At 31.5% G+C, this 25,936-nt stretch carries 25 protein-coding genes and 3 pseudogenes; 2 read left to right on the forward strand and 26 right to left on the reverse strand.

Annotated elements, in window-relative coordinates; genetic code table 11:
* Nucleotides 1-497: 497 nt before the first annotated feature.
* From JCM6256_RS06940 to JCM6256_RS06975, 8 genes are all read right to left on the reverse strand, one after another.
* Nucleotides 498-1,205 carry a hypothetical protein gene (locus JCM6256_RS06940; protein WP_155833175.1) on the reverse strand — a complete coding sequence of 236 codons (708 nt, stop codon included), beginning with the start codon at nt 1,203-1,205 and terminating at the stop codon, nt 498-500.
* A gap of 497 nt (nt 1,206-1,702) precedes the next feature.
* Nucleotides 1,703-1,942, reverse strand: coding sequence for a hypothetical protein (locus JCM6256_RS06945; protein ID WP_025081020.1), 240 nt, complete (start codon nt 1,940-1,942; stop codon nt 1,703-1,705).
* Between the two features lie 64 nt (nt 1,943-2,006).
* Nucleotides 2,007-2,750, reverse strand: a complete 744-nt coding sequence (locus JCM6256_RS06950; RefSeq protein WP_025081021.1) for an Abi-alpha family protein — start codon at nt 2,748-2,750, stop codon at nt 2,007-2,009.
* 745 nt (nt 2,751-3,495) lie between these two features.
* The gene (locus tag JCM6256_RS06955) at nt 3,496-3,927 is read right to left on the reverse strand and encodes a PTS sugar transporter subunit IIA (protein WP_025081022.1); all 432 of its coding nucleotides are present in this window, start codon (nt 3,925-3,927) and stop codon (nt 3,496-3,498) included.
* Between the two features lies 1 nt (nt 3,928).
* On the reverse strand, nt 3,929-4,750 hold the full coding sequence (agaD, locus tag JCM6256_RS06960) for a PTS galactosamine transporter subunit IID (protein ID WP_025081023.1): 822 nt from the start codon (nt 4,748-4,750) through the stop codon (nt 3,929-3,931).
* The gene (agaC, locus tag JCM6256_RS06965) at nt 4,740-5,546 is read right to left on the reverse strand and encodes a PTS galactosamine transporter subunit IIC (RefSeq protein ID WP_025081024.1); all 807 of its coding nucleotides are present in this window, start codon (nt 5,544-5,546) and stop codon (nt 4,740-4,742) included. Before agaC ends, agaD begins: the two co-directional genes overlap by 11 nt.
* A gap of 23 nt (nt 5,547-5,569) precedes the next feature.
* Nucleotides 5,570-6,049, reverse strand: coding sequence for a PTS galactosamine transporter subunit IIB (gene agaB / locus JCM6256_RS06970; protein ID WP_025081025.1), 480 nt, complete (start codon nt 6,047-6,049; stop codon nt 5,570-5,572).
* Nucleotides 6,050-6,075: 26 nt separating this feature from the next.
* On the reverse strand, nt 6,076-6,783 hold the full coding sequence (locus tag JCM6256_RS06975; RefSeq protein ID WP_025081026.1) for a GntR family transcriptional regulator: 708 nt from the start codon (nt 6,781-6,783) through the stop codon (nt 6,076-6,078).
* A gap of 557 nt (nt 6,784-7,340) precedes the next feature.
* Here JCM6256_RS06975 and JCM6256_RS10800 point away from each other — a divergent pair.
* Nucleotides 7,341-7,517, forward strand: a complete 177-nt coding sequence (locus JCM6256_RS10800; protein ID WP_162149732.1) for a transposase domain-containing protein — start codon at nt 7,341-7,343, stop codon at nt 7,515-7,517.
* Nucleotides 7,518-7,786: 269 nt separating this feature from the next.
* Here the strand turns inward: JCM6256_RS10800 and galU are convergent.
* The 16 genes and pseudogenes from galU to JCM6256_RS07060 all read right to left on the reverse strand — a co-directional run bounded on the left by galU (nt 7,787) and on the right by JCM6256_RS07060 (nt 23,536).
* Nucleotides 7,787-8,667: pseudogene (gene galU, locus JCM6256_RS10025) on the reverse strand (UTP--glucose-1-phosphate uridylyltransferase GalU).
* A gap of 22 nt (nt 8,668-8,689) precedes the next feature.
* Nucleotides 8,690-9,727, reverse strand: coding sequence for an acyltransferase (locus JCM6256_RS06990; protein WP_025081027.1), 1,038 nt, complete (start codon nt 9,725-9,727; stop codon nt 8,690-8,692).
* A 53-nt stretch (nt 9,728-9,780) separates the two neighbouring features.
* The gene (locus JCM6256_RS06995; protein ID WP_025081028.1) at nt 9,781-11,214 is read right to left on the reverse strand and encodes a flippase; all 1,434 of its coding nucleotides are present in this window, start codon (nt 11,212-11,214) and stop codon (nt 9,781-9,783) included.
* Between the two features lie 5 nt (nt 11,215-11,219).
* A complete protein-coding gene (gene glf, locus JCM6256_RS07000) occupies nt 11,220-12,329 on the reverse strand; it encodes a UDP-galactopyranose mutase (RefSeq protein WP_035438442.1) in 1,110 nt (369 codons plus the stop codon).
* Nucleotides 12,330-12,921: 592 nt separating this feature from the next.
* Nucleotides 12,922-13,668 carry a hypothetical protein gene (locus JCM6256_RS07005; RefSeq protein WP_025081030.1) on the reverse strand — a complete coding sequence of 249 codons (747 nt, stop codon included), beginning with the start codon at nt 13,666-13,668 and terminating at the stop codon, nt 12,922-12,924.
* A 303-nt stretch (nt 13,669-13,971) separates the two neighbouring features.
* A complete protein-coding gene (locus JCM6256_RS07015) occupies nt 13,972-14,736 on the reverse strand; it encodes a DUF4422 domain-containing protein (protein ID WP_025081032.1) in 765 nt (254 codons plus the stop codon).
* 19 nt (nt 14,737-14,755) lie between these two features.
* Nucleotides 14,756-15,889 (reverse strand): glycosyltransferase, encoded by a 1,134-nt coding sequence (locus JCM6256_RS07020; protein WP_025081033.1) that lies wholly within the window; start codon nt 15,887-15,889, stop codon nt 14,756-14,758.
* Nucleotides 15,890-15,930: 41 nt separating this feature from the next.
* The gene (locus JCM6256_RS07025; RefSeq protein ID WP_025081034.1) at nt 15,931-16,923 is read right to left on the reverse strand and encodes a glycosyltransferase; all 993 of its coding nucleotides are present in this window, start codon (nt 16,921-16,923) and stop codon (nt 15,931-15,933) included.
* Nucleotides 16,924-16,948: 25 nt separating this feature from the next.
* Entirely contained in the window at nt 16,949-18,028 is a 1,080-nt protein-coding gene (locus JCM6256_RS07030) for a glycosyltransferase (protein WP_025081035.1), read from the reverse strand.
* Between the two features lie 53 nt (nt 18,029-18,081).
* Entirely contained in the window at nt 18,082-18,822 is a 741-nt protein-coding gene (locus JCM6256_RS10780) for a glycosyltransferase (RefSeq protein WP_238318573.1), read from the reverse strand.
* Between the two features lie 29 nt (nt 18,823-18,851).
* Nucleotides 18,852-19,226: a glycosyltransferase gene (locus JCM6256_RS10785; protein WP_238318574.1), complete on the reverse strand. Its 375-nt coding sequence runs from the start codon at nt 19,224-19,226 to the stop codon at nt 18,852-18,854.
* Nucleotides 19,227-19,330: 104 nt separating this feature from the next.
* Nucleotides 19,331-20,011 carry a sugar transferase gene (locus JCM6256_RS07040; RefSeq protein WP_025081036.1) on the reverse strand — a complete coding sequence of 227 codons (681 nt, stop codon included), beginning with the start codon at nt 20,009-20,011 and terminating at the stop codon, nt 19,331-19,333.
* 24 nt (nt 20,012-20,035) lie between these two features.
* On the reverse strand, nt 20,036-20,806 hold the full coding sequence (locus JCM6256_RS07045; RefSeq protein WP_025081037.1) for a tyrosine-protein phosphatase: 771 nt from the start codon (nt 20,804-20,806) through the stop codon (nt 20,036-20,038).
* Entirely contained in the window at nt 20,806-21,585 is a 780-nt protein-coding gene (locus tag JCM6256_RS07050; RefSeq protein ID WP_025081038.1) for a CpsD/CapB family tyrosine-protein kinase, read from the reverse strand. Before JCM6256_RS07050 ends, JCM6256_RS07045 begins: the two co-directional genes overlap by 1 nt.
* 14 nt (nt 21,586-21,599) lie before the next feature.
* On the reverse strand, nt 21,600-22,472 hold the full coding sequence (locus tag JCM6256_RS07055) for a YveK family protein (protein WP_025081039.1): 873 nt from the start codon (nt 22,470-22,472) through the stop codon (nt 21,600-21,602).
* 11 nt (nt 22,473-22,483) lie between these two features.
* Nucleotides 22,484-23,536 carry an LCP family protein gene (locus tag JCM6256_RS07060; protein ID WP_025081040.1) on the reverse strand — a complete coding sequence of 351 codons (1,053 nt, stop codon included), beginning with the start codon at nt 23,534-23,536 and terminating at the stop codon, nt 22,484-22,486.
* Between the two features lie 207 nt (nt 23,537-23,743).
* On the opposite strand from JCM6256_RS07060, the gene hflX reads away from it, so the two are divergent.
* Nucleotides 23,744-25,009: a GTPase HflX gene (hflX, locus tag JCM6256_RS07065; protein WP_025081041.1), complete on the forward strand. Its 1,266-nt coding sequence runs from the start codon at nt 23,744-23,746 to the stop codon at nt 25,007-25,009.
* Here hflX and JCM6256_RS10035 read toward each other — a convergent pair.
* Nucleotides 25,006-25,717: pseudogene (locus tag JCM6256_RS10035) on the reverse strand (transposase); the annotation flags it as partial. The gene hflX and the pseudogene JCM6256_RS10035 overlap by 4 nt on opposite strands.
* 12 nt (nt 25,718-25,729) lie before the next feature.
* Nucleotides 25,730-25,927, reverse strand: a pseudogene (locus JCM6256_RS10870) (transposase); the annotation flags it as partial.
* Nucleotides 25,928-25,936 lie beyond the last annotated feature (9 nt).

Here is a 25,936-nt window from a genome sequence, read left to right on the forward strand (position 1 = left end):
CTTTAATTTAGAAAATAACAGCAAGATTGCATTTTCTTCTTAATGTAAATTATTTTTTAGGTAAAAATACTACTTTTCTTCAAAAAAGTTTTCATGATTCTGATATGAGCCAATACCAATATTCTCAATAAAATCTTTCAAATAATACGTAACTACTTTATTATTTATCTCAACTTCTCTTTTTTTGTATTACATCTACATAGTTGAATAAAACCTATAGTTTCCTTCCTTTTTTAGGTCATTAATATCGGCCATAACATTTTTAATTCCATGAAAGTAAGGATGATTTTTAATAATATTAATTATTGATCTATTATTACTTTTTAATAATCCCTCTAAATTAAAATATCTTTTCCGTAATAAGTAATCAGGGATCCCAAGATAACAAATGATTATAAAAATCTTCTTCATTTATCACTTTCTGAATTTTCAAAATAGAATCCCCCTTACTTTAGTATAAAAAATTGCTCATAAATTGCGCTACTTCTTAAATTACTTTATTCGCCTTCAATATCTAACATTCTTTGCATAACTAAATAAGTCTCATTCATATAAAAGCGAATATCTTTTTCTGTCAATCCAATCGGTTCACCATGTTTAAATTTTTCATTCGATATCTTAATAATAGAATTTACAATATTAGTAAGAAAGCGAATATTCTCCTGATTAATTTCCTTTTCTTTAAGGTATCTGCCTAATTCCGATTTTAATATATCCGATCCCTTTGTTTGGTTTTCAATCGATTTTTTATTTTTCAAAATATCTCTAAGTAAAAATTCTAAGGATTGCCGTATATCATTTCCTGCTTCTGGATAATTTTTACTTTTAAACATATCAATGCTACTATTCCATTTTCTCAAAGTTGCTGAATGTTTATCATGTAATCTTGCTGAAAACTCCTGTTGTGCTTTTATCGCATCCGAAGGAAAAGCTGCTAATTCATTAAATAATACTTGTTGTATATCTTCAAAGTTAAATTCATTTAAAAAATTTTGTACAAAATTATAATCATCTTCATCAGTTACATAGCCAGCATCAAATACTTGTCCGATAAAATCTAATTTATGTGCATCTGAAATTTCATCAATTTTATCTCCTAATACTTCCCATCCATATTTTTCAACATTAGAAATAGCAGGAGCAACATCTATCTTAAATTGTTTAATATAGGCATTTATTAAGTCTATCATTTCATCATAATCCATATAACGACTAAACATCTTACAGATTCGATGAACAGTAATTATCGGGACTACAACGGTCTTTACATTTATTGATTCATTCATACACATCTATACCTCTGTATTAAAAATTTTTCTATTATATCTAATTATTCAATTTATACTAGTACTGCTTTCATCTTAATTTTACCAGTATATTCTTCTTGATCGTAATATTGAATCAATTTATGCAAATACAAAAACTATGATTAGTGTGAACAATAAACAACATATAAAAAAACGAATTCCTGCATGAAGTAATTTATCTCAAATAACACTTATTCAATTAAAAATCAATTCAATATTGAACATACCAATTACTATTGTTTTCTTGTAACACATACTTGGATTACGTCAAAATTACTACGATAGAAACAATATTTAAAATTATGTGAAGAATTAATAATTTCAAAATTTTGGGGATGTCAGCTAATTGGTTTTATTTTAATCTCTTGTAATTACTAAATATACGTATAATCGCTTTATTTCTCTAAATTTTTCAAAAAATAATCCATTGTTATCTTAAATATTCCAACACCAAAATAAAAAACAATCCAATTCCAGCAGTTTTTTAATATCAAAAAGAACTGAGGATTTTTTATATTGGTCCCTAATTTACCAACAATATAACCTAAAATTATAGTTACTATAATCATTTGAATAATTTCTGCTAATAAATATACTATTTTTATAGTCCACCAAGTAGAATTATTATTTTCCATAAATATTTTCCCTAACTATCTTGACATAATACTAATTATAAATTTATATTTTTACCATAATATTCTATCCAACCACATACTTCAAAAAATCTATTCCAAATGAAGTAATAAAAATATCTTTATACATCCAATATCCATCTTGATCATTTTGAGCTTTTTCATTTAACTTTTTTACTATATTATCATCTTTAATTTGAGATTCTATTCTTTCATCCGAATCCTTTATAATACCTAAAGAATCTAATACATTAATAGAAGACTCAAAGCCTGAAAGCACTTTCTTTTCTCCGCTAAAATACAAAAAGTAGCCACTTATATATTTGTTAATACGTCCATTATTAACCGCTCCCTTATGAGCATGTAATATATTTTTACCATTTTGATGAACTAATTCTCTCAAGAAAACAGCATCATTATATCCAAGTTGTGAAAGGATATAAATATATCTAGGAGTAATAGAACTATTCTTTCTTTTATCTGCTAAACTAGCTACTAAATTAGCCAACATTGCTCTTAGCTCTTCTTGGTTTAATTGATAAACAGAATGTTGTAATGTTTCCAACACCAAACCAAATTTACTTGAATCTCTACAATCTTCAGGAACATCTTTCATCTTTTGAGCCATCTCTGTCAAAAGATTTTTTAAATCCTGCTCTTTAACTGCTTTATATTCTATTGGTTTGTTAAATATCCAATATAGTATTCCACTTATTCCTTTACCTAAAGTACCTAAAATTGGATTCCAAAATGCTGTACGAGATTCATTTGGAAGTAAATCATACAGATCTTTAAACTCACCGAAACTCATATTTTTCCTCTATTCTTCTATACCACAAAAAGCTCCGCTAACCTTACCAACAAGATTAATGGAACTACATCTTAGAAAACATCTAAATTATACCATTCCTTGTAAATTGATTTTTCCTTTTAATCAAAGCAGGATTTCAACGTATGCGACTCTTGCCTAAAGCTTTTATGTATTCGATTGAAAATTGTAACTCATTGACTAAATATTAGAAGTATCAAACAACTGCTCTATTAGTAATCATCAAATAACCGAGTGTCTGTTTTAGTCCTCGCTTTTCAAGCATTCTTACCTCATCAAATTTATGGAAGTTAATTATGCTGCCATTGTAACACTCAATCACCCAGCAAGGCCTAATAATGCAACACCTTATTATTCAACTGTGTAGTAGGAACGAATCAACTGTTTTGCCGACGCCTAAGCCAGCGAAACTAATTTTGAGTTAATTATAACTACCAAAAGAAATGGCCTTAACCCTGAAAAACACTACCGAATGAAGAAATTTCAAACTTGCAACCTCTGTGGCTTATTTACCGTGGCAAGAAAAAGTACAGGCAATTGTAAATAGAAAGCAAAAAGCATCTCTTAATCAAAGACGACTAAAACAGTGCCTTTTCAATATACTTGGTTACTTTAGGCTTATTCAAAAATATAGCCTTTATCATAATTATTCACCAAAAAAATACGAAGTAGAAACAATGTCTACCTCGTATTGACCAGTAATATTAAAAACTAATAAATATAAATACTAAATTCCTTCACCATCAGTAAGTTCAGTTACACTTTGATTTTTAACACCAAATTGTCTAATTCCTGCCTTTGATGATTTAATCAATTCTTTTGCCAGATCATCAGTAACTTTATAATTAGAAAAACCTGGGAGTGCTACTTCCAAAAGTGATCCAACATTACAACCACAAATAACTTCTATATCAGCTGTAGGGTTATTTGCTTTATACATAACTGCCTGTTTAAAAGGCGTACCTCCTAATAAATCACAAAAGAAAAGTGTTTGATTATCTTTAGCAACTTGTTCTTTAAATTTCTTGGCTATATCATCTTCTGACATTTCACCAGTAAAATCAATATAACTTACATTTTGAATGGAGCCTGCTAACAGTTTAACAGTAGACTCAATTCCAGTAGCAAAGTTGCCATGTCCTGTAACAATAATTTGCATATTATAAGATTCCTAACCATGATAATAAAATTGCAAGTACAAAGGTAATGATAATAAGAATTACCGGACTAATATTCTTCTTTTTTACTAAATAATAAAGAAAGAAAGTATATGCTAATGGTAAAATATTTGGAAAAATATTATCAAAGAATTGTTTCTGAATAGAAATTGATTTAGTAGCAGTAACAGCGATATTAGCTTTGACATTAATTTGAACATAAGTTGCAATTAAGCCACCAATAACAGTACAACCTAATACACTTGCTGCATGAGATACAATTGCTGAATCTTTTCTGATATCAGAAACTGCTTTAGTACCAGCTGCATAACCTAAACGAGCGATTGGCATTCTTAAAAGAAACATAAATAAATATACAAGGAAGAATACCAATGGTCCTAAAATACTACCTTCCTTTGCAAAGGAAGCAGTAATACCAGCAACAATTGGTAAAATAGTGAACCATGTGATAGCATCACCAATACCGGCAAGAGGACCGAACAAAGCAACTCTCAAACTATCAATAGTATTTCTTTTTTCACCATTTTCTTCAAGCGACATTTCAAGTCCCATAAGAAGAGGAGCAGCATAGTTATTGGTATTCATAAATTCCATGTTGCCTTTCATGGCAGCACTTAATCCCTTTTTATCTTTACCGTAAATTTTCTTTAATGCTGGCAATATGGAAAGGGTCCAACCAGCACCCTGCATCAATTGATAGTTCATTTGTGACTGGTTAAAAATTGATCTAATACCAATCATATTAACGTCATGCTTACTTAAATGTCCTCTTTTTGAACTACTTACTTGTTCATTAGATTCCATCTTGTTCACCTCCAGCACTACCATTTTGCTCAATGTCCTTGATCCTATTTTCAGTATCGCGATCTTTCTTAGCACGTCTAAATTCAATAAGTGCTAACGCAATACCGATAACGGCAACTGGCATTAAATTTCCAAACTTAATAAAGCAAGCTGCAGTAAAACCTAAAAGTAAATATGGTACATATGTATTCTTTAACATATTCTTCAAAAGCATTGCAAAACCTACAGCAGGTAAGATACCACCGGCAATCTCAAATCCATGACTTAACCAAGCTGGCATTGCATTTACCAAATGACTCATTGGACTTTGAGCTGCGTATACACATAAGAAAGTAAAAATACCATAAGTTAATGCCACAATAAATGTTGGTGCTAATACAATTCTGGTAAATTTACCTGTTTGTGCATTAGATGCATAATCCATAGTCTTCTTAGTAAGAAGTGAAAATGCTGAGTAATAGAAAAGAATAATATATTGCATCAAAATAGAAAATGGTAACGACAAACCAATTGCAGTCGCAGGATTATGTCCTGTAGTATAAGCCAAAACTACTGTCATAATACCTGCCATAATTGGGTTAGGTGGTTGCGTACCACCAACTGGAGTCAATCCAGCAAAGGCTAATTCAGTTAATCCACCAGCAATAATACCTAGACGTAAATCCCCAAGTAATAGACCAGTTATTGTACATACAATCATAGGACGGAAAATATAAAAACCTTCTAGCCAGAAGTCTGCACCTGCAATAATTGCCCAAATTGAGATAATTATGCCTTGAGTTAAAGTAATAGTCATAATTATGCCTCTTTATCTTTTATTTAAAACTTACTTAAAACATCTTGTTTTTCTTCAGGAACATCTTGAATATAAACTTTCACACCGGCATCAATCAATTTATTAAATGCATCCTTGTCGTTTTGATCAACAAATACCTTTTTAGAAATTTGCTCTTTTCCTTCTGAGAAATGCATATTACCGACATTGATTTCTTTAATTGGAACACCACCTTGCACTAATTTAAGTGCATCTTCCGGTGTTTTAATAACTAGAAAAATATATTGTCTAGGACTAGCTTTTGCAATAGTAGTGATGGTTTTTTCTAAAGTCCAAAATCTAATTCCAACTCCAGAACTTTCAGCAGTAGCTGTCATTAATTCTTGTTGTAAAGAATCGTTTGCAGCATCATCATTTGCTACTAATAATAAATTTGCATTTACAGCTGAAGTCCAAACAACTCCTACTTGTCCATGAACTAATCGATTATCAATTCTAGTTAAAACAATATCAGGTGTAGCCATTTTAAATTCCTCCCACACTTTTATAACTAAAGATACATTGGCAAAAAGCCAACTACTTCAGACACTTCTGATAAAACAATTTTTTTATTTTCTATGACTTCTACCTTTCTAATAACCTTTGGATCACCAACATTAGCATCAAGATATTCTTGATCATTTTTCTTAATAATCGCAGCCGTACTACTTGTATCAATACTGTCAGGAACTAAATCATATTTTCCATATAAAATAGGTAAAATTTCTTCATTTTCTAGCTCATCAATTTTTATTTCAGGGAACCTAGCATAATCGATAAAACAATGACTAAACATTATGCGTTCTCTATCACCAAAATATGTCTTCTCAATTTCATAAATATAATCAGTAGACGATAAATCCATATTCTCCTTAACCTTGGAATATCTTTTATCAGCTATGATATTAAATTTATTAATTTCAGACCGAGGCATTAGATTCATCTCATTAATTTTTTCTTTGATATCTAAGTACTTGTAATACTTATTGCGTTGTTTTCTACTAAGAACAAATGAACCTTGACCTCGTTTTTTATAAATAAAGTGACGAAATTGTAGTTCTTCCAGAGCCTTACGAACCGTGATTCTACTAATACTAAATATCTCTCCTAATTGTTGTTCTGAAGGTAATTTATCATTTTCTTTCAAAATACCAGCTTCTATCTCATGAATGATCTGCATCATCATTCTTTGATACATCGGTACAGAAGCATTATTCATAGAAGACCATTCTTTCTACTTGTTATGTTGTTATAACAACTATATTCAATATACATCGCATTGCATTCTATTGCAAGCGGTTTCATAAACAAGAAGTAATTTTTTGTTATTCAAATCTCTCAGAAATCTATTTCGGTATTAATAACCTCAAGCTTCCTAGACTATTAAAAATAAATTGTAAGCGTCAAATAACTGGGGCGCTGTCTTAATTACAATTTTTAGGTACTCTTTAATTTATAGACATCAATTATACTTGAAAAACAATAGTGGTGCTCAATCCCTCGACAATACATAAGAAGCGCCAACAACATAATACCTTGTTGCTTAGCTTGCAGAATAACGATTTAGAATTAAGCTTTAATAGTTACCTTGAATCTCGAATTAATAATATTTCTTCATTTGTACAGCTAAAACGAATTATCTGTTTTGTCCGGCTCCAAATGAGACAAGTCCATAAACTATATACCCGAGCATCAAGAAATATTAGAGCATGTTTTATTCAATGGCAATTTAGAATATCTAATAATAAGACCGAACGAGCTGTCAAATCACTCATAATGGGCCACAATTCAAAAAGCTTTAAAGGCGCCGCTGCTAACGGCATCATTTTAAGCTTAATTGAAACTGCCAAAAGAAATGAACTTGACCCTGAAAAATACTTGAATTACTTGCTTCAGAAGCTGCCTAATAAGGATATTTTAAACTCGGCAACATCCCGAGGCTTATTGTTATGACAACCAAAAATTCAAAAGATATGTAAATAGAAAACAAGAAGTCCGCCCTAGAACAACTAGGACGGCTTTTCAATACACTGGGTTTAATTTGACGCTTACTACATATTCAAATCTACTAATATAAAAATCGCACCCCCACACAGGAGATGCGACCGAAAAATATGTAGTCAGGAACAAAAGTTGTTTGCTACATTTAAATGTTAAATAATGAAAAGCAAATATAAATTTGCTCTTTTTATTATCCAGCAAAATTTATTTCTTTACTGATACTATTTAGAAAGCTTTTTACTCAAATCAATAATGTACTTTTTCAAAGCATCACGAATTTCAGGATGTTGCAACCCATATTGAATTGAAGTTTCTAAATAGCCTTCCTTATTTCCTACATCAAAACGTTGGCCTGTAAAGACATGCGCAAACACACGTTGTGTCTTATTCATCGTATCAATAGCGTCGGTTAATTGTACTTCACCACCACGACCTGGTTTAGTATTTTCTAAAATATTAAAAATTTCAGGTGTCAGCAAGTAACGACCGATAATTGCATAATCACTTGGTGCATCCTCAATTTCAGGCTTTTCAACGAAATATTTAACGTTAATCATTCCCGGAGCTATCTCACCTTCAGGCGCAATCACACCATACTTTGAAACTTCTTTATGAGGAACTTTCATAACTGCCAAAGTTGGAGCGTGTGTCTTACCATAGTCATTAATCAATTGCTTAGTTAAGGGAATCTTGTCTTTCATTAGATCATCACCAAGCATGACAATAAAAGGTTCATTTGAAACAAAACTCTTAGCATGATAAATTGCATCACCTAAACCAGCTGGATATGGTTGACGTGTATAATAAAGATTTACACCAAGATCAGTAATTTCTTGTGTTAACTTCAACAATTTGGTCTTACCAGTAGCTTTAAGATCTTGCTCAAGTTCTGGATTGGCATCAAAGTGATTTTCAATTGAACGTTTATTTTTACCAGTAACAATTAAAATATCTTCAATCCCTGATTTTTTTGCTTCTTCAACAATAAATCGAATAGTTGGCTTGTCAACAATCGGCAACATTTCTTTGGGCATGCCTTAGTAGCTGGCAAAAAACGTGTGCCCAGACTAGCAGCTGGGATTACAGCTTTTCTAACTCTCATATTGTTTACCCCTCAAAGATTACTACTTTTTTATTATATTAAATTTCATTTTTATAAGTTTATATACTTTAGAATAAACGATTTCATATACCTTATCAATCAATGAACAAACCAACACAGTCACTATGGCGATCAAAATTCCCATTAAAATAAATTTCCAAGTTGGATCTTGAAATCGGCCTACATTAAGCAGTTTTTGCCAGAAATACATTCTAAACAATGGATTCTCGGTTATTAAATATGAAGCAAGCACACCTGCTGCAATCCAATTAATAAACTTCGAATGAAATGATGGTAAATTAAGGAAAATACAAAAAATTCCAACTGCCGTGATCAATGGCAACAAGCCAAAAGTAAAACTAGAAATGTCAAGTGTCATTATGCCGTGCTTCAATACAAATAATGAAGTATATTCTAATAAAACTCCCAATACTGTAATACCAAGTGCCCATCCTATTTTTACTTTTACATTATACTTTCTAATAAATGCTGCAATAAGATATGGAGCAAGCATCGCTCCTACACTAAACATATTACCAAGTGGCGCATTTGGCGTACCATTATTTTTAATAAATGGGACAACATCTGCAAAAATTAAAATAATTCCGATTAAAATAATCAAATTCTTTCTATCCCATTTTTCAACGATCATATTTAAAACTGGAGTAAGTAAAATCAAAACAATATAACTAGTAATGAACCAATATTCATCAAAAATCACAGGGAAAATAGCATAAAGATAGTCATGTTTTTCAAATATCCCAAAATAGAAAATGAAACTACATATTAAAATAATCCATGAATAAAATAAAGTTTTAACCCACAGCTTTTTTATACGTTTCCAAGCTTTGGAAAAATCTGTTTGACGATTAGCTACAAAATATCCAGTAATCATAACAAAAAGTGCTACACCAACTTGTCCCCAGGGACGGAAAAACTGAATTTTAACTGTATTAATACTATCGTTTGTCCAATTGCCATACATTGTAAAATGATACATTACAATAAAAAGCATTGAAATAATTCTAACCATTTCAAACCGTGAATCCCTTTTTTTCATTCAACTTCTCCAAATAAAAAATGTATTACTTTATTAAAAGCAATACATCAATATTATCCTCTATTACGCAATTTCTGAATAACCAAATCTCTGGCCTCATAAACAATAGGTGCTCTCAGAATTAAAACAAGAATCGCATAAATTACAACACCAACTAAAACTTCTACAGCCATCATTAACCAAGAATCTTTTAGATTTCTGTTCATCCAAAAAACTCCTAAGAACATGATTAACCCAGAAACAAAGTATTTCCATGAACCTTTGAATAATGCCTTGTAACTTAACAAGTGTCTTACAACAAATAATTGATATAAAGTTACTGCAAATTCTGAAATTACAGTTGACCACATAGCACCATTAAGTCCCCAAAGATTAATTAACGGAATATTCAAAATAATATTCACAATAGCTCCTACTGTAACAGAAGCAGTAAACTGTTTAACTCGATTAAGTGGCAATAAGTATTGCACCCCAATTGCATTACTCCAAGCAATCATAAGAATAACAATTGATTCAATCATCATTGCCTTACCCACTGGTTCATATCCTGGACCATAATATTTTGGTGCCAAAGTCAATGAAATTGCGGCAATACCGAACATCATTGGATATGCAACTGCTGAAACAAAATCAAATGATTTATAAAGCATTGCATTGACCTGTTTTATACTACCTTTGGATACAGCATTTGCTACATGTGGAAGCATAACTGTTCCTGTAGCCGTTACCAACGCTAAGATCAACTTGACTAAATTATCTGAGTATTGATAGTATCCTGACGAGGTTTCGCTAACCATACCACCAAGCATAGTTTTATTTAGTTGCACATACACTTGAGTAGCAATCTGTGGAATAAATAATTCAAGCATCGGTAAAAAATGAGGCCAAGGATTCAAAGATTTTACATTAATTTTAGGTAAATCTCTTCTAATATTAGGCCATAAGGTTAAATTACCTAATAATGTTGAAACAGCTAGAACGATAATATATAAAGTTACATCACTGGGATTCTTAATAAGCAGAAAAATAGCAATCATTGAAACTATCTTTACAAAAGAATTCTTGAGAACTGTAACTTTAAAGTCTTCGATTCCCTCATAAAACCAAGAAATATCAAAAGCAACTGCAATTAAATTAATTGATTGTGCCCACATGTAATCTGATTGACGAGTATAAAACATAAGAAAAATTTCAAATGCAATATATGCTACAAGCGTCATAATTGTCTTAACAATTTGAATTTCCCAAAATGTTTTTGCCATCTTTTTACGATTTTCACGCACATAGGCTATCTGTCTATTTCCATAATAACCAATGCCCATACTAGCAATCAAAATAAAGTATTGAATTATTGAATTAGTAAAAGCATTTGCTCCTACACCTTCAGGTCGCAAAACACGACTAACATATGCAGATGTAATAAGCGGAACAATAATTGCAAGGACTTGATAACCTACATTATAAAGATAATTTTTTATAACCTTCATCAGGTTTAATCACCTAAATTTTCATTCACTGCTTTCAAAGCAGCATCAATAACTTGATCCATGTTGTAATACTTGTATTGACCAAGACGACCACCAAAGATAACTTTATATTGATTTTTAGCTAATTTTGCATACTTAGTATACAAAGCATTATTGCAATCATTATTTACTGGGTAATAAGGTTCATCGCAACGGTGCCAATCAGCAGGATATTCCCGGGTAATAATTGTCTTATCCTTATCGCCTTTGCCAAATTCAAAGTGCTTGTGTTCAATAATACGAGTATAAGGAATTTCTGCTTCAGTATAGTTAATAACAGCATTACCTTGATAATTACCAACATTCTTTTCTTCAGTTTCAAAACGAAGTGAACGATATTCTAGTTCGCCTAATTTATAATCGAAGAACTTATCAATCATGCCTGTATAAACTACCTTATCGTAATTCTTAAGGTATTCATCCTTCTTATCAAAGAAGTCAATATTCAACTTAACGGTAATGTTAGGATCATCCAACATCTTTTCTACCATCTTAGTATAACCACCGATTGGAATACCTTGATAGTCATCATTGAAATAGTTATTATCATAAATTAATCGAACTGGAAGACGTTTAATAATGAAAGCAGGAAGTTCGGTACATTTTCTTCCCCATTGTTTTTCAGTATAGCCTTTAATTAACTTCTCATAGATGTCTCTACCAATCAAAGAAATAGCTTGTTCTTCCAAGTTTTTTGGTTCTTTGCCCGCCATTTCTTGACGTTGTTCATTAATTTTATCAAGAGCTTCTTGTGGAGTTTTAACTCCCCACATTTCACTAAAAGTATTCATATTGAATGGTAAGTTATACATGTGTCCTTTATAATTAGCTACAGGACTATTGGTATAACGATTAAAGTCAGCAAATTGATGAACATAGTCCCATACTTTCTTATTGGAAGTATGGAAAATATGTGCACCATATTCATGAACTTGAATACCGTCTACTTCTTTAGTGTAGATGTTACCCGCAATATGATCTCTTTTTTCAATTACTGTTACTTTGTTTCCACGTTTTGCAGCTTCATGAGCAAATACTGCTCCAAAAAGTCCTGATCCTACTATTAGATAATTCATAAACATATCCTCACAATTAAATTACAAATTTATATTCTTAGTAACTCTTGATCAAATCTATAGATTGTTTTTTAACAGCTAAATAAAAGACATGAATATTAATTATTTTTACAACATTTTTGATAATTATGAAAAGCTTGTTTCGTCTTACGAGATAAATAAGCTATATCATCATCTGTAAAAAACAATTAATAACTATGTTATGAAATTCAAAATATGTCTCATAAAATAAACACATATATTCAAATAAATCTGAATGACTTGTTCTATCAAAGAAACAACTTTGCTATTATTCAATAAAAAGCATAATAATATTCTCTTTGCTACATTTAAATTAAAATAGACTTACTAAAATTTTGAGTAACATTAAAGTTGAATCTACCTAATAACTATCGTTTTCTCCTAATAAATAATGTGACTATATTACTCCCCCTATGTCAAATTAATTTTAAATATTCCTTATCTTTTTAATGCCTAATACATTACTACATTTTTATATGTTTGCCAATTCCAATAAAACAACATCATTAAAGAAAATATTACACTGGAGTATCTATATAAATAGATAGTAATATAATTCAAAACCTTATCTTTATATTTTGAAAATAAAATCATTTTTATCGGTATACTTAAAAACAACAATAAGAATATTGCTCTTAAATACACTTGCACACTTAAACAAGAGCCTATCGTAAACAAAATTGCTACTATATAATACTGTAAATAATTTTGCGAAAGTTTTTTTTTGAAAATTGCATTTATAAAAAATCAACAATTCTAATATTAAAGATATCAATAAGAAAGTAGAAAATAATACTTCGTTAAAACCAGTATATGAACTAAAATTCGATTGACCGTAAAGATAAGTTTTTGAATTATCATTTACGAAATAAGAAAAACTACTAAATATATGTAATATCTGTGGCAGCAATATTGTATAGGTAACTGCAAAGACAGCTAATACCATACGTATTAATTTATTATTTAAAATAAAAATTATTCTAAATAATACAAATGGTAATGCAGCCGGATGTAATCCTATAGCTAACCCATAAGCTAAAATACATAGTATTTTCTTTTTATATTCATGAGAATAAAAATCAATAAAAACAAAAGTCGCCAAAATAATATAAGATAAAAAATTACGAACACCTTCTATTTCAAAGAAAATATTAAATGATGCAAGTATTACAAATTTAACAATTAAACTTACTTTATTTGATAATTTATAGATTTTTTGTACTTGAGTAATTAATAATGAAACTAGAAAGAGGAATAATAATATATTGCAATAAAAAAACACACTATTATTTTTAAAAAAAACTATATAGCCATACATATATAACTACAACTGGTTGTTTAGTATAATAACCTGAAAAATTTAAAGCCCAATTTAGACCACCCGAGATTCCGTAAAGATTATTAGCTTCTCTAAACAAATTTAACATTGTATCAAACCTAATACTATCCCATATACTAGGTATTGCCGTATTAATAAAATATGCAGGAAGTGCAATTATTATGTCTAAAAAATATAAAAAATAAGGACTTACATATTTTAAATGTATCAAAAAATTACCAATTAAAAAAGTAATTATTAAAATCGCAATATATGAGCTACCAAAATTATTAAAAATCATTTTTATTTTACCGCATTATATATTTTTTTCAGTTTATTTTTAATTCTTTCATTTATAGGCTTTTTATCAGTAAAAACCACAGGTAATTCCTTAACCTTTATTTTTTTATGATTTATCCAGACATTAAATAATCTTTCTGCGACAAACCCGAACATTCGCTTGTTATAACTATTGTATTTATTTAAATCAACTGTCGGTTCTAATAAATACAAAATAGAAAATAACCATTCACAATACTCATCAAATAATTCTTTTCTACAAATTAACATATTAAAAAGATATTCATAATTTTGATAGTTTATTTTATCGAAGTCTTTCAGATATTCTGGATAATTATTTTTTATTATTTCTCTTACTGAATTCCACACTAAAGGATCATGTGAATAACAAAATTGTTGCCCAACTGTTTTATTATTAGTAAAATAATATTTTTCAGGTACTAAAATATCATATTTTTTTAGATATTTTAGTATATCGTTTTCATTTAATAGTTTCTTCTGTTTACGATTAATCTCCTTTATAAAATATCTCCTATAGTGATCTATACCCACAATATTATCTTTATAATTTTTCCAAATCCAATATATACCTGTTAATTCACAATAACTGGAATTTTTTGATGAAATATTTATTCCAGTATTATCTTTTAATGCATCATTATTACTTATATTTCCATTATCTACACCTACAGTTAAAGTAGTATAAATATTAGGTACATTATTAAAATTATTTTTATACGGCTTATGTGCAATAACAAATATTTTCAATTTCTTTCTCCAAGCATTGTTAATGATTACCTATTATTAGTTGTTGTACTTTGTCAGACTCTAATCTTATATCAAAACCTGATTTTTTAAAATTACTTTCTATTTTTCCTTTATTTTCTCTTTTTAACTTCTTATCTAAATATAAACCCAAAATTTCATTAGCCCAAACTTCAGGGTCATCTTTTAAACTTAATAATTTTAAATTATTATTAATTATTGCTTGTGTAGGTATTACTGTCTTATTTGCAACTATATTTATGCCATTTGCTTGCGCCTCTATTATCGTTAAAGGTAAACCTTCATATAATGACGTAAGTAATAAAAGATCAAATGTACTATACCAATCGTTAATATTTTTTTGTACCCCCGCAAATATTACGTTTTTTTCTATTTTTAGTTCTTTAACTTTTTCACGTAATAATTCTTCATCTTCACCTTGACCTAACAAAACTAATTTAGAACTAGGTACTTTTTTTAATAATTTTTGAAAAATTTCTAAAGAAAATATTTGATTTTTTTGTTGAGTCAATCTACCTACATTACCCAAAACTAAAGAATCACTCATATTATATTTATTACGAATTACTTTTCTAGCATTAAAATCAAATTCAAATTTCTTCACATCTATCGCATTATTAATAATTTTAACTTTAGAATACAATTCCGGAGGAAATAACCATTCTTTAGCACTTTCTGAGCATGCCCAAAAATCAGTTCCATATTTAATTATTCTTCTTTTGTTTATCTTATGTCTAGTATTATCAATTACATTAGTTTTATTACTCCATTTAGAATTATGACTATGGATAATTATCCTAGGGACTTGCAACTTCTTTGCCATTTTAATTAATTCTATATTTTTTAAATCTAAGGTATTAAACCATACACAATCATAGTTCGGAAAGATTTTTTTAGTAATAGCTTTAAGTCTTACAAAATGATTTACAGGATTTTTCTTTATTGTAGGCATATTTAATACATATATTTTTCCTCCCCATGCTTTTATTTTATCTTCAAAAGCTAACGGTTCTGGGGCGTTTCCCAAAATATCTACTTGTACTTTTTTATTATCAAATTGACTACAATAATTTGTAATAAATCTTTCTATTCCACCTGGGTTATTGCTATATCCCACCACTAAAATCTTATACATTTCAGAATCCTGTTCTATATACTACAATATATTCTTATTACTTAATTGGATATCATCCTTTTGATACCTTTCTTCAATTGAACATAATTTTTTATCAAGCCTAACCAACTATGCTCAATCGCAATCATCTTAAGTTTATTAATCATTGATATTTTTTGGGGGTTGATTTTATAAAAAAATTTTTGAAAAGTTTTTTTATATTTTTTTGCTTCTTTATAATTATCATTAACTATATGAGAATACATCTCAAAAATGCTTTTTATATATTCATTATCAATATGAGTACTAATATTTTTAGAATTATTTAAATCTATTTTTCGCAGAATGTTTTTACGTAAAGCCCACAAATAATATGCATCATTAAGGTTATTTTTTAATTTTCTTTTTTCTCTTTCCAATCCAGTGACATCGCTATATACATAAACATATAGCATTTTATTTACATATATTGTACTAGGATTGGATAATAATAATTTCACAATAAAATCTACATCTTCCCCGTTAACGTGAGAAGTATCAAAATATATATTATTTTTTTGTAAATAATCCCTATTGTAAACTTTGGAAACTACCCAATTTAAAATTCCATCTTTTAAAGTTTTCTCCAATAATTGTTTACCTTCAAATACCTTATTACTAATACAATTTGTTAATTTTACTTTATATAATTTATTATATGTAGTGTTAATTTTTTTAACATCAAATATAATTAAATTACAGTGTGTACTTAAATCTTTTTTGGATATTACGGGTAATATATAATCATCTGCATCCACAAAGGTAATATATTTTCCCTTTGCCTTCTTTATTCCATAATTTCTAGCCGCGCTTACGCCTAAATTTTTTTCATAATAATAGCTTAGTCCATTATTAACACAAATTTCTTTATATATTTTTCCCATATTTGATGAAGATCCATCATCAACCACAATAATTTCATAAGTAATATCTTTTACTTTAAGAATTGATGAAATACATCTTCTAAATTGATTTTCTGATTTATTGTAAACTGGAATAATAAAGCTTAAATCCATATATTTTTCTCTTCCGTACACCACATTATGATTCATAAATTTTTTTAATAAATTGTGCTGAATTATTCATATCAAAACCTGCGATTTGTATTTCTTTTTCAACATTCTTTCTTACAATAGTGCTCTGAGCTATTTCCTTTAACTCATCTTTCCATTCATCCATATCTGTTAAATCAATGAATTTAACAAGATCGGTAATTCCTACTTCTTTGGAAACACTAGATGATAACAAAGTTTCCAATCCACTTGCCTGTGCTTCTATTGCAGCAACACTTAGTCCTTCCCACAAAGATGGCATCACAAAAACATCACAAGCTTGTAATAAATCTGCTACATCATATCTAACACCTAAAAAAATCACTTTTTTATTTAGTCCCATACTTTGTACCTTTTTCCGTATCCCAGGCTTTAAATCTCCATCACCTATTAACATCAATGCAGCATTAGGAATATCTAATTTTGAAAACAAGTCTATTAAAAATTCATGATTTTTTTGTTTACGAAAAGCGCCAACGTGCCCTATAACAAACTTACCTGCTATATTTAATTTACTCCTAATTTCTTTTCTTATTTTTGGATTATACACATAATTTTTAGCAATTATTCCATTCTTTATAATATATACGTTTTTAGTTTTATAGTCATTACCAAACATCCACTCAGCAGCAGTATCCGAACATGCCAATCGATAATCACTTAATTTGATTAATCTATTCCTATTAATTTTATGTAATAAGACTGCAATTCGGGAGCCACCACTAGGATTAGTGTTATGGGAATGTATAATTAACTTAGCATTGGTATATTTTTTTACCATCAACGGTAATACTATATTAGCTGCTGAGTTTTTATGAACATGGACAAAGTCATAATGATTTCTAATAAGGACATCTTTTAAAAATTTATAATAATTAGTCACATTAACTGGCACTTTATAAATATTTGCTCCATAATTTTTCAGCATTGTTTCTAAATATGAATTATTACCGCGCATTAAAAAATCAAATTGCAAATTGGTTTTATCTATTGTTTTTGTTAAATTTAATAAGAAGGATTCTATACCTCCAATATTACTTTGTAATTCACTATGAAGTACTCGGATCATGTTTTATATCAACCTTTGATTATATTTTTTGATTCTTTTTAACTAGGATTGAATTAAATTTTTATAGAATCTTCTAATACTCTTCTGTATAATTTTTCCGTTTCAAGAGCTGTTCTCTTTATATCAAATTTGGATTTGACATCTTTAGTGCCATTCTCTATTAACTTTTGTTTTAATGTTGCATCATCATGCAATAACAACGTAGCCATTACTATTTCATTTATGTTGTCTTTAGATACCAATAACCCATTTTCTTTATTGTTTACTACATTGGGTATTCCCCCTACATTTGTAGCTATTACAGGTATTCCCAAAAACATATATTCAAGTAATACTAGTCCTAAACCTTCCCATCTTGATAACAGCATACCTACATCAAATAAATTCATAAATTCATTTGGATTATCAACCCAACCAGTTAATAAAAAACTATCATCTAAATGATTGGCTTTAATTTGTAATTTGATTTTTTCTTGTAAATCACCATTTCCGACCATAACAAAGAAGGCATTAGGTATATTTTTCTTTATTATTTTTGCAGTTTTAACAAACGTATCCGGTGCTTTGGTTTCTGTTATTCTTGCCACATTGCCTATAATAAAAGCATCTTTAGGTATTCCAACATCTGTTCTTGTAATCTTATTAGCTTGTTTAAATTTACTAAAATCAATACCACTATAAATTACTTTCAATTTATCTTCAGGTGCTATTTTATTTTTTAAAGCTGTATTTTTTTCAAAATCAGATATACATATTATTTTACTAGTAAAAGCTGAGCCTATTTTTTCCGCCATTTTAAAAACTATATGCTTTATTTTTTTCTTTATACCTTCAGTAGTCTCATTAAAGGCCCAGCATGAGGATTATAGATTACCTTATTCTTCAATCCTAAGTCAGCAATACGTGCAAATGCTCCAGCTTTACTTGAATGAGCATATACAATATCTGGTTTTAATTGCTTTATAATTCTTCTGAGTCTCCTTTCAACTTTAATATCCGATGAAAATTCAATATCATGTGCCATTTTCAGGACTATGACTCTATCAGCAAGAATTTTAAACTTATCATAATCATAATTTTGCGAACATACCAAAATATTCTCAACTTTGTTCCTACTATATTTAAAGAGCGCTTCTAAGTATCTCTCTACTCCACCTGCAGCTTCTGCAACATGAAGTACACGTATTTTTTTATCCATATGTCCTCATCAAAATTTTCACACAATAAAAGCATTCATTAAATAATGTTACTTGTTCTAAATCATATCTTTAGAATTCAATATTCATTTAGATCTCTCATTGTCTAACAAATGCTCTTGCACTTTTTACTATTAATAGCTCCATTAGGATGAATCATTACGCCAATTGTCTTAAAAATAATTTCTAAATCATACCAAAAACCACTGTGATTGATATAATCTAAATCCAATTCAACCATTTCATCAAAATTTGCATCATTACGTTTAGTTACTTGCCAAAGGCCAGTACAACCCGGAGTAACCGATAAACGTTGAAAATCATAATCTGTATATTCTTCAACTTCAGAAGGTAGAGGCGGACGAGGCCCAACTAAAGACATGTCACCAATCAACACATTCCAAAGTTGTGGCAATTCATCAAGACTATACTTACGAATCGTATGTCCAATTTTAGTAACGCGCGGATCATCTTTAATCTTAAACATTGCACCATTAATTTCGTTTTGTGCTTCAAGCTGGTCAACTAATTGATCCGCATTAACAATCATTGATCGAAACTTGTACATTTTAAATGGTTTGCCATCTTTTCCAATTCGTTCTTGGGAATAGAAAGATGGGCCATGATCTTCATGCCTAATTAAGAATGCTAATACCATCCCTGGTATAAATAAAATGATTAATGCACAAGCACTAGCAACAATATCTAGAGCACGTTTGAAAAAGTGATAGATGAAACGTCCTTGCACCTTGCTTTTATCTAATTTTACTCTCTCCATCATTAACATTTTCCCACGTCTCTGTCATTCCTTCTAAAACAACCAAAACTTCTTCTTTTTCTTTAATGGACGCCAATTAAGTTGAACATTGTCACCATTAACGATCGCCTGAGCGTTGTCACGAAATTCTTGAGCTTTTTCACTCCCAAATTCATTGCTCAATTTTTGCAAAGCTTCACTATATTCATATTGACGCTTTGGCAAATCATGCGCATCAGACGCGAAGCAAGCACATTGACCTGCTTCGATAAACTTTCGGCTCATTTCTTCTATATCTTTACCAAAGGTACCAACATATGAACTTGCCGTAATCTGTACCAAGCATCCCTGTTCAATCAAATCCTGCAAAATAGTTGGCTCCTTCAATATTCTGCTATTTCTTTCTGGGTGAACAACGATTGGCGTGATGCCTCTTTGCATAATATCGAAAATCATATCCTTAGCATAAGCCGGAACATCCTCACTCGGAAATTCTAATAACATATATTGCCCATCTTCATCTAAGAAGAGAATGTCATCATCGTCCAATGCCTGAGGCAAGTCACCTGAGATACGAACTTCCTGTCCTGGAAATACAGTTAATGGAATCTTCACATCATCAAGCATATCTTGGAAGTTCTCAGTAAGACGAATAACATCTTTTTTATGATTAAGATAGCGGCCATTCAAAGTATGCGGGGTAACTACAGCATGCGTTACGCCATCCGCAACGGCTTCTCTTGCCAACTTAATAGATGTTTGCCAGTCTTTTGAACCATCATCAATTCCTGGCAAGATGTGGCAGTGAATATCAACTAAAGTCATTACTTCTTAAACCTTGAAAGGAAACCTTTCTTCTTGTTCGTTTCGCCGTAGCCATAACCATAGCCGTATCCATAGCCATAACCGTATCCCGCATTTTCAGAAGATACATCGTTCATAACGTATCCTAAGATACGGACCTTAGCGAAAGTAAGCATATCAACAGCACGCTTAATAGCTGGCTTTTGAGTCTTACCTTGACGAACAACAAGAACAATACCATCTAAGTGACTAGCTAATTCTTGCGTATCAGAAACTTCAAGAACAGGAGCCAAGTCGATAATTACCAAATCATAGTGTGCTTTAACCAAATCAATAAAGGTTCTCATACGGTGTGAACCAATTAATTCAGCTGGATTTGGAGGAATTGGACCAGAAGTAAGAATTGAAAGATTTTCAACGCCACTTTCTTCAACAACATCTTCCAAATTGATTTCCTTAGCTTCAGAAGTAAGTACAGTAGTAAGACCACGGTTGTTGCGAACATTGAAAGTACTATGCAAAGTTGGACGACGAAGGTCACCATCAATCAATAAGGTCTTAAGACCAGATTGTGCATAGGTAATCGCAACATTAGCAGTAACAGTTGACTTACCTTCACTGATGTTAGCTGAGGTAAAGGCCATGGTCTTAATATCATGGTCAACAGCCATAAAGTTAATGTTAGTTCTAACAGTTCTAAATTGTTCAGAGACAGGGCTTTGAGGATTTGCCACAGTGATCAATTTAGCACCTTTTTTCATGGTTTCAGTAGTACCACGTTTTCTCCTAAATAATGCCATCGTGCTTCTCCTCTCTAAACTCTGCGTCTCTTGCGGGTAGTCTTTTCCTTACCCTTGTTCTTATTGATCTTGAATGATGAAGATACGTGGAAGTGAGCGATTTGACCTAAGTTAGTTAAGCCTAATTCATTTACCAAGAAGTCATCATCACGAACAGTAGTATTAGACATTTCTCTAATCAAGATTACAGCAAATGACAATACCAAACCGATTACGAAACCTGCTAAAGTAAATAACTTAACATTTGGTGATGATTGAACACCTGTTGTAGCAGGAGCAACGATTGTAACGTTGTTAACATTCATAATGCTTGGAATACGATCTCTGAAGACTCTAGCAACAGCGTTAGCTTCAGCCTTAGCCTTGTCAGGTGTGTTAGTTGTTGCGCTAATTGAGAAGACCTGTGATTGTTGTTGGGTTGAAACAGAAATATTTCCTGCTAATTCACTTGGTGATACAACGTATGACTTGCCGCTTCTTTCAACAACAGCAGGTTGAGCAGCTCTAACCAATTTACGACGACCATCTGCAGTATAACGATACTTAGCTGGCTTAGCCTTCTTGATCACCTTAACTGGATTAGCTAAACGATCAGAAGCATCCTTCAAGATAACATGACTAGTTACGATATCTTTATAAGTAGTAACCATTTGCATGTTAGCTTGTTGCGTTGTATAAGCAGCGTTTGGATCATTCTTGTTTGACTTTTGGTTAACCAATAATTGTGCTGAAGATGTGTACTTGGCTGGCATCATAAAGTCAGCAAAAGCAAAGCCGACAATAGCAAGACCAACACTCCAAAGAATCAATGCCCAAATATGCTTACGACAGATTCTTAAGAGCTGCATTAAATCAATTGTATTTGTATTGTTTTCTTGTTTTTCCATTAATACATTTCCTAATTCATATTGTAGCCAGAATCATCCTTAGCTACAGTAACCTTTGGTAATTCAAGTGCGTTTCTTAACTTATCAGATACGCGTTGACGTTCTTTCTTACTAATTACTTCAATTTCCATATTGCCGAACTTAGCATTGTTGGTCATCTTACTTACGCCTTGAGCGTGATCTGGCACAACATTGTTAGTTGCTTTACGGTAATCCATGCCGATCTTGTACATTTGATTCATAGTAAGATCAGTTTGCATTTCACTAGAAATAGAATTTAAGAACTTCGTATTAAGAAGCGTGGATGGTGAAACAGACTTCTTAAGAAGAGCCATTACCACGCGGCGATCACGGTCTTGACGACCATAATCTTGACGTGGATCACCGTGACGAAGTTGTGCAAAGGCTAAAGCACCCTTGCCGTCCAAGTGATAAGTTTTGCCTTCAACGAAGTGATGGCCCATGTTATCAAAGGTCAAAGGTGAAGTGACGTCAATTCCGCCAACTTGGTCAATTGCCTTCTTAAGACCGCCCATATTGATCAAAATATAGCCATCAATTGGGACACTGTAATACTTATCAAGCGTTTTAATAGTTTCACTAACACCGCCAAGAGTATAAGCTGAATTAATTTTAGTTACACCATATGACTTGAAGTCTGGAAAAATGGCGGCTGAATCACGTGGAACAGACATAATATTAGTTGTGTTGTCCTTAGGATTGATTGCTAACATCATCATGGTGTCCGTTCTTCCCTTCCAGTGACGGCCCAGAGCTCCCGTATCTGTACCAAGAAGCAAAATATTAATTGGCTTTTTTTCATTCAATAAATTATCTAAACTACGACCACGATTACTCTTTGTTTGTTTTGTAACCGGAGTGTACATATTGTCGGTAGTATCACGGAGATTTTTATAAATCATCCCGCAAACAAAAATACCAGCAACGATCACAATTGCGATCACAATCCAAAACACACGCCAGAACTTCTTACGACGATGATGTCTGTGATGGTGATGATGGTGATGATGCTGGACTTTATTTTGGTTATTCTCTTCTACCATGCTATCCCCCAAAAAATAATATATTCAATCTCAATCATTATATAACGATACAGCCCAATTTTACAGGCTTTCCGAGTGAAAAAGCCTTTTCAGGCACAAAATACACTTTATTTTATCATATTTTTTAGCAAAAATTCTTTTTCTTTGCTATTGAATTGCGTATGTAATACAATTAATAATGCATATTAAATGAAAGTAGGTGGATTTATGATAGATAACCAACCCAAAAAGACCAAGGCATTCATCGCCGGCGTTAACTTAAAAGATCCAAACTTTGACTATTACATGACGGAATTGGCTAACTTAACTGAAGCTAACAACATGGAAGTTGTAGGACAAGCTTACCAAAATCTAGAAAACATTGTTGCCGGCACTTACTTTGGCGTCGGTAAGATTAATGAAATCAAAGCAATGGCACATGGCTTGAAAGCAAAAGTTTTGATTTTAAACGATGAGCTCTCTCCTGTACAAATCCGCAATTTGGAAAAATTGACCAAATTACGCGTGATTGACCGTACCGAATTGATTCTTGAAATCTTCGCCAGCCGTGCGCAGACTAAACAAGCTAAATTACAAGTTCAGCTTGCCCGTCTTCAATATGAATTGCCTCGTTTACATCCCTCAGAAAACAACCTTGACCAGCAACGTGGCGGTGGCTTTGCCAACCGTGGTGCCGGTGAATCAAAACTTGAAATGAATCGCCGGACAATCGGCAAGCAAATTTCTGCAATCAAGAAAGAACTTAAAGCTGTTGAAAGCCAAGAAGAAATCAAGGCTACTCGCCGCAACCAAAGCCGCATCCCTAAGGTTGCTTTAGTCGGTTATACCAACGCCGGCAAGTCCACAACGATGAATGGCCTTCTTAAAGTCTTCGCTGGCGAAAATGCGGACAAGCAAGTTTTCGTTAAGAACATGCTCTTTGCTACACTGGATACCAGCGTGCGCCGTATCGACATGAAGGATAACTTCAGCTTTATCTTGTCTGATACTGTTGGTTTTATTTCCAAGTTGCCACACAACTTAGTCGAATCATTCAAAGCCACCTTGCAAGAAGCTAAGGATGCAGATCTTTTAATCAACGTTGTTGATGCCTCTGATCCAAATATGATTCAAATGATCAGAACGACGCAACAAGTTTTAAATGAAATCGGCGTAAAAGGCATCCCAATGATCACTGCCTACAATAAAGCTGACAAGACTGAGCGCAACTTCCCACAAATCGAAGGTGACGATATTCTTTATTCAGCTATTGATGACAAGTCAATCAAGATGCTTGCTGACTTAATCGTAAAGCGTGTTTTTGCTAACTACAACAAAGTCAATTTAAAGCTTCCGTTAACAGACGGCAAGCTTATTGCGTACTTGCACGACAGAGCCAATGTTCTTACTGAAGACTACAAGGACGATGGCGTTTATGTAACGGCGAATGTAGCGCCTGATGATCAAGCCCGTTTTAAGAAATATGAGATTTAAATAAAAGTGTCTGGGAAATAACTAACCCTTAGATACTGAAAAACGATCAATTCAACTCTTAATTTGAGTTTGATTGATCGTTTTTTCTGTCTATTTTTATTTTTGAACACAGAAAATTGGTCTTTTGACCATCTTCTATTCCAATATTTGCTTAAATTCATCATCATGAAGGCTATTCCAACATCTGTTTCGACCTTCTTTTTGCCTCTTAAATGAGTTCGGCGCATGCCAAAGACGTTCTTCAAATGTCCAAAAATTGGCTCCACATCATACTTTCTCATGCTGTAGATGTGTCTGCCTTCAGGACTTTGAAGAACTTTTTTTAGCTTTTTCTTTTAAATACTGCCAGTTAGGATTGTAGCGTACTTGACGTTGACGACCACTTTTGGTTTTGGCTAGGCGTTCTAATTCTGGCGTTAGTTGGAATTCATCTGCTTCATAAACCTTAAAATCACGAACCTGACCAGTCGAGCAGTCTTTGCGCTGACTATAATACTTAAAGCTGAACCTGATGCCATTTTGATCAAGATAGTAATCATCTTTTTCATCATAGAACCAGTTGGCCAGCTTAGTTGGATCGCTGCGATATTTTCTGGTCTTTTCCTTTTCATACATAGTGTAAGGAATATAGTACTTCTTGTCTGGATATTCTTTCTCTAGCATAGAATAGTTGTACTCGCTGCCATAACCAGCATCGGCGACAATCTTAGTACCATCGATAAAAGCAAAAAGCAAAATCTTGAGCATCATGGCCGGATGATAAGCAGGTCGTCCAGTCTTAGCAGTATCATCTAACAAAACGTTATCTAGAATAGAATCTACAAACCAGCCGATTACCCTTGCCAAGTAATTATTAGGAATTGTGAAGTCTAAATTGAGTGTTAAAGCAGTTTGGCCTGTGATATAATTTTGATACATTGAGATTGC

Source organism: Lactobacillus hamsteri DSM 5661 = JCM 6256, from assembly GCF_000615445.1.
Classification (GTDB): domain Bacteria; phylum Bacillota; class Bacilli; order Lactobacillales; family Lactobacillaceae; genus Lactobacillus; species Lactobacillus hamsteri.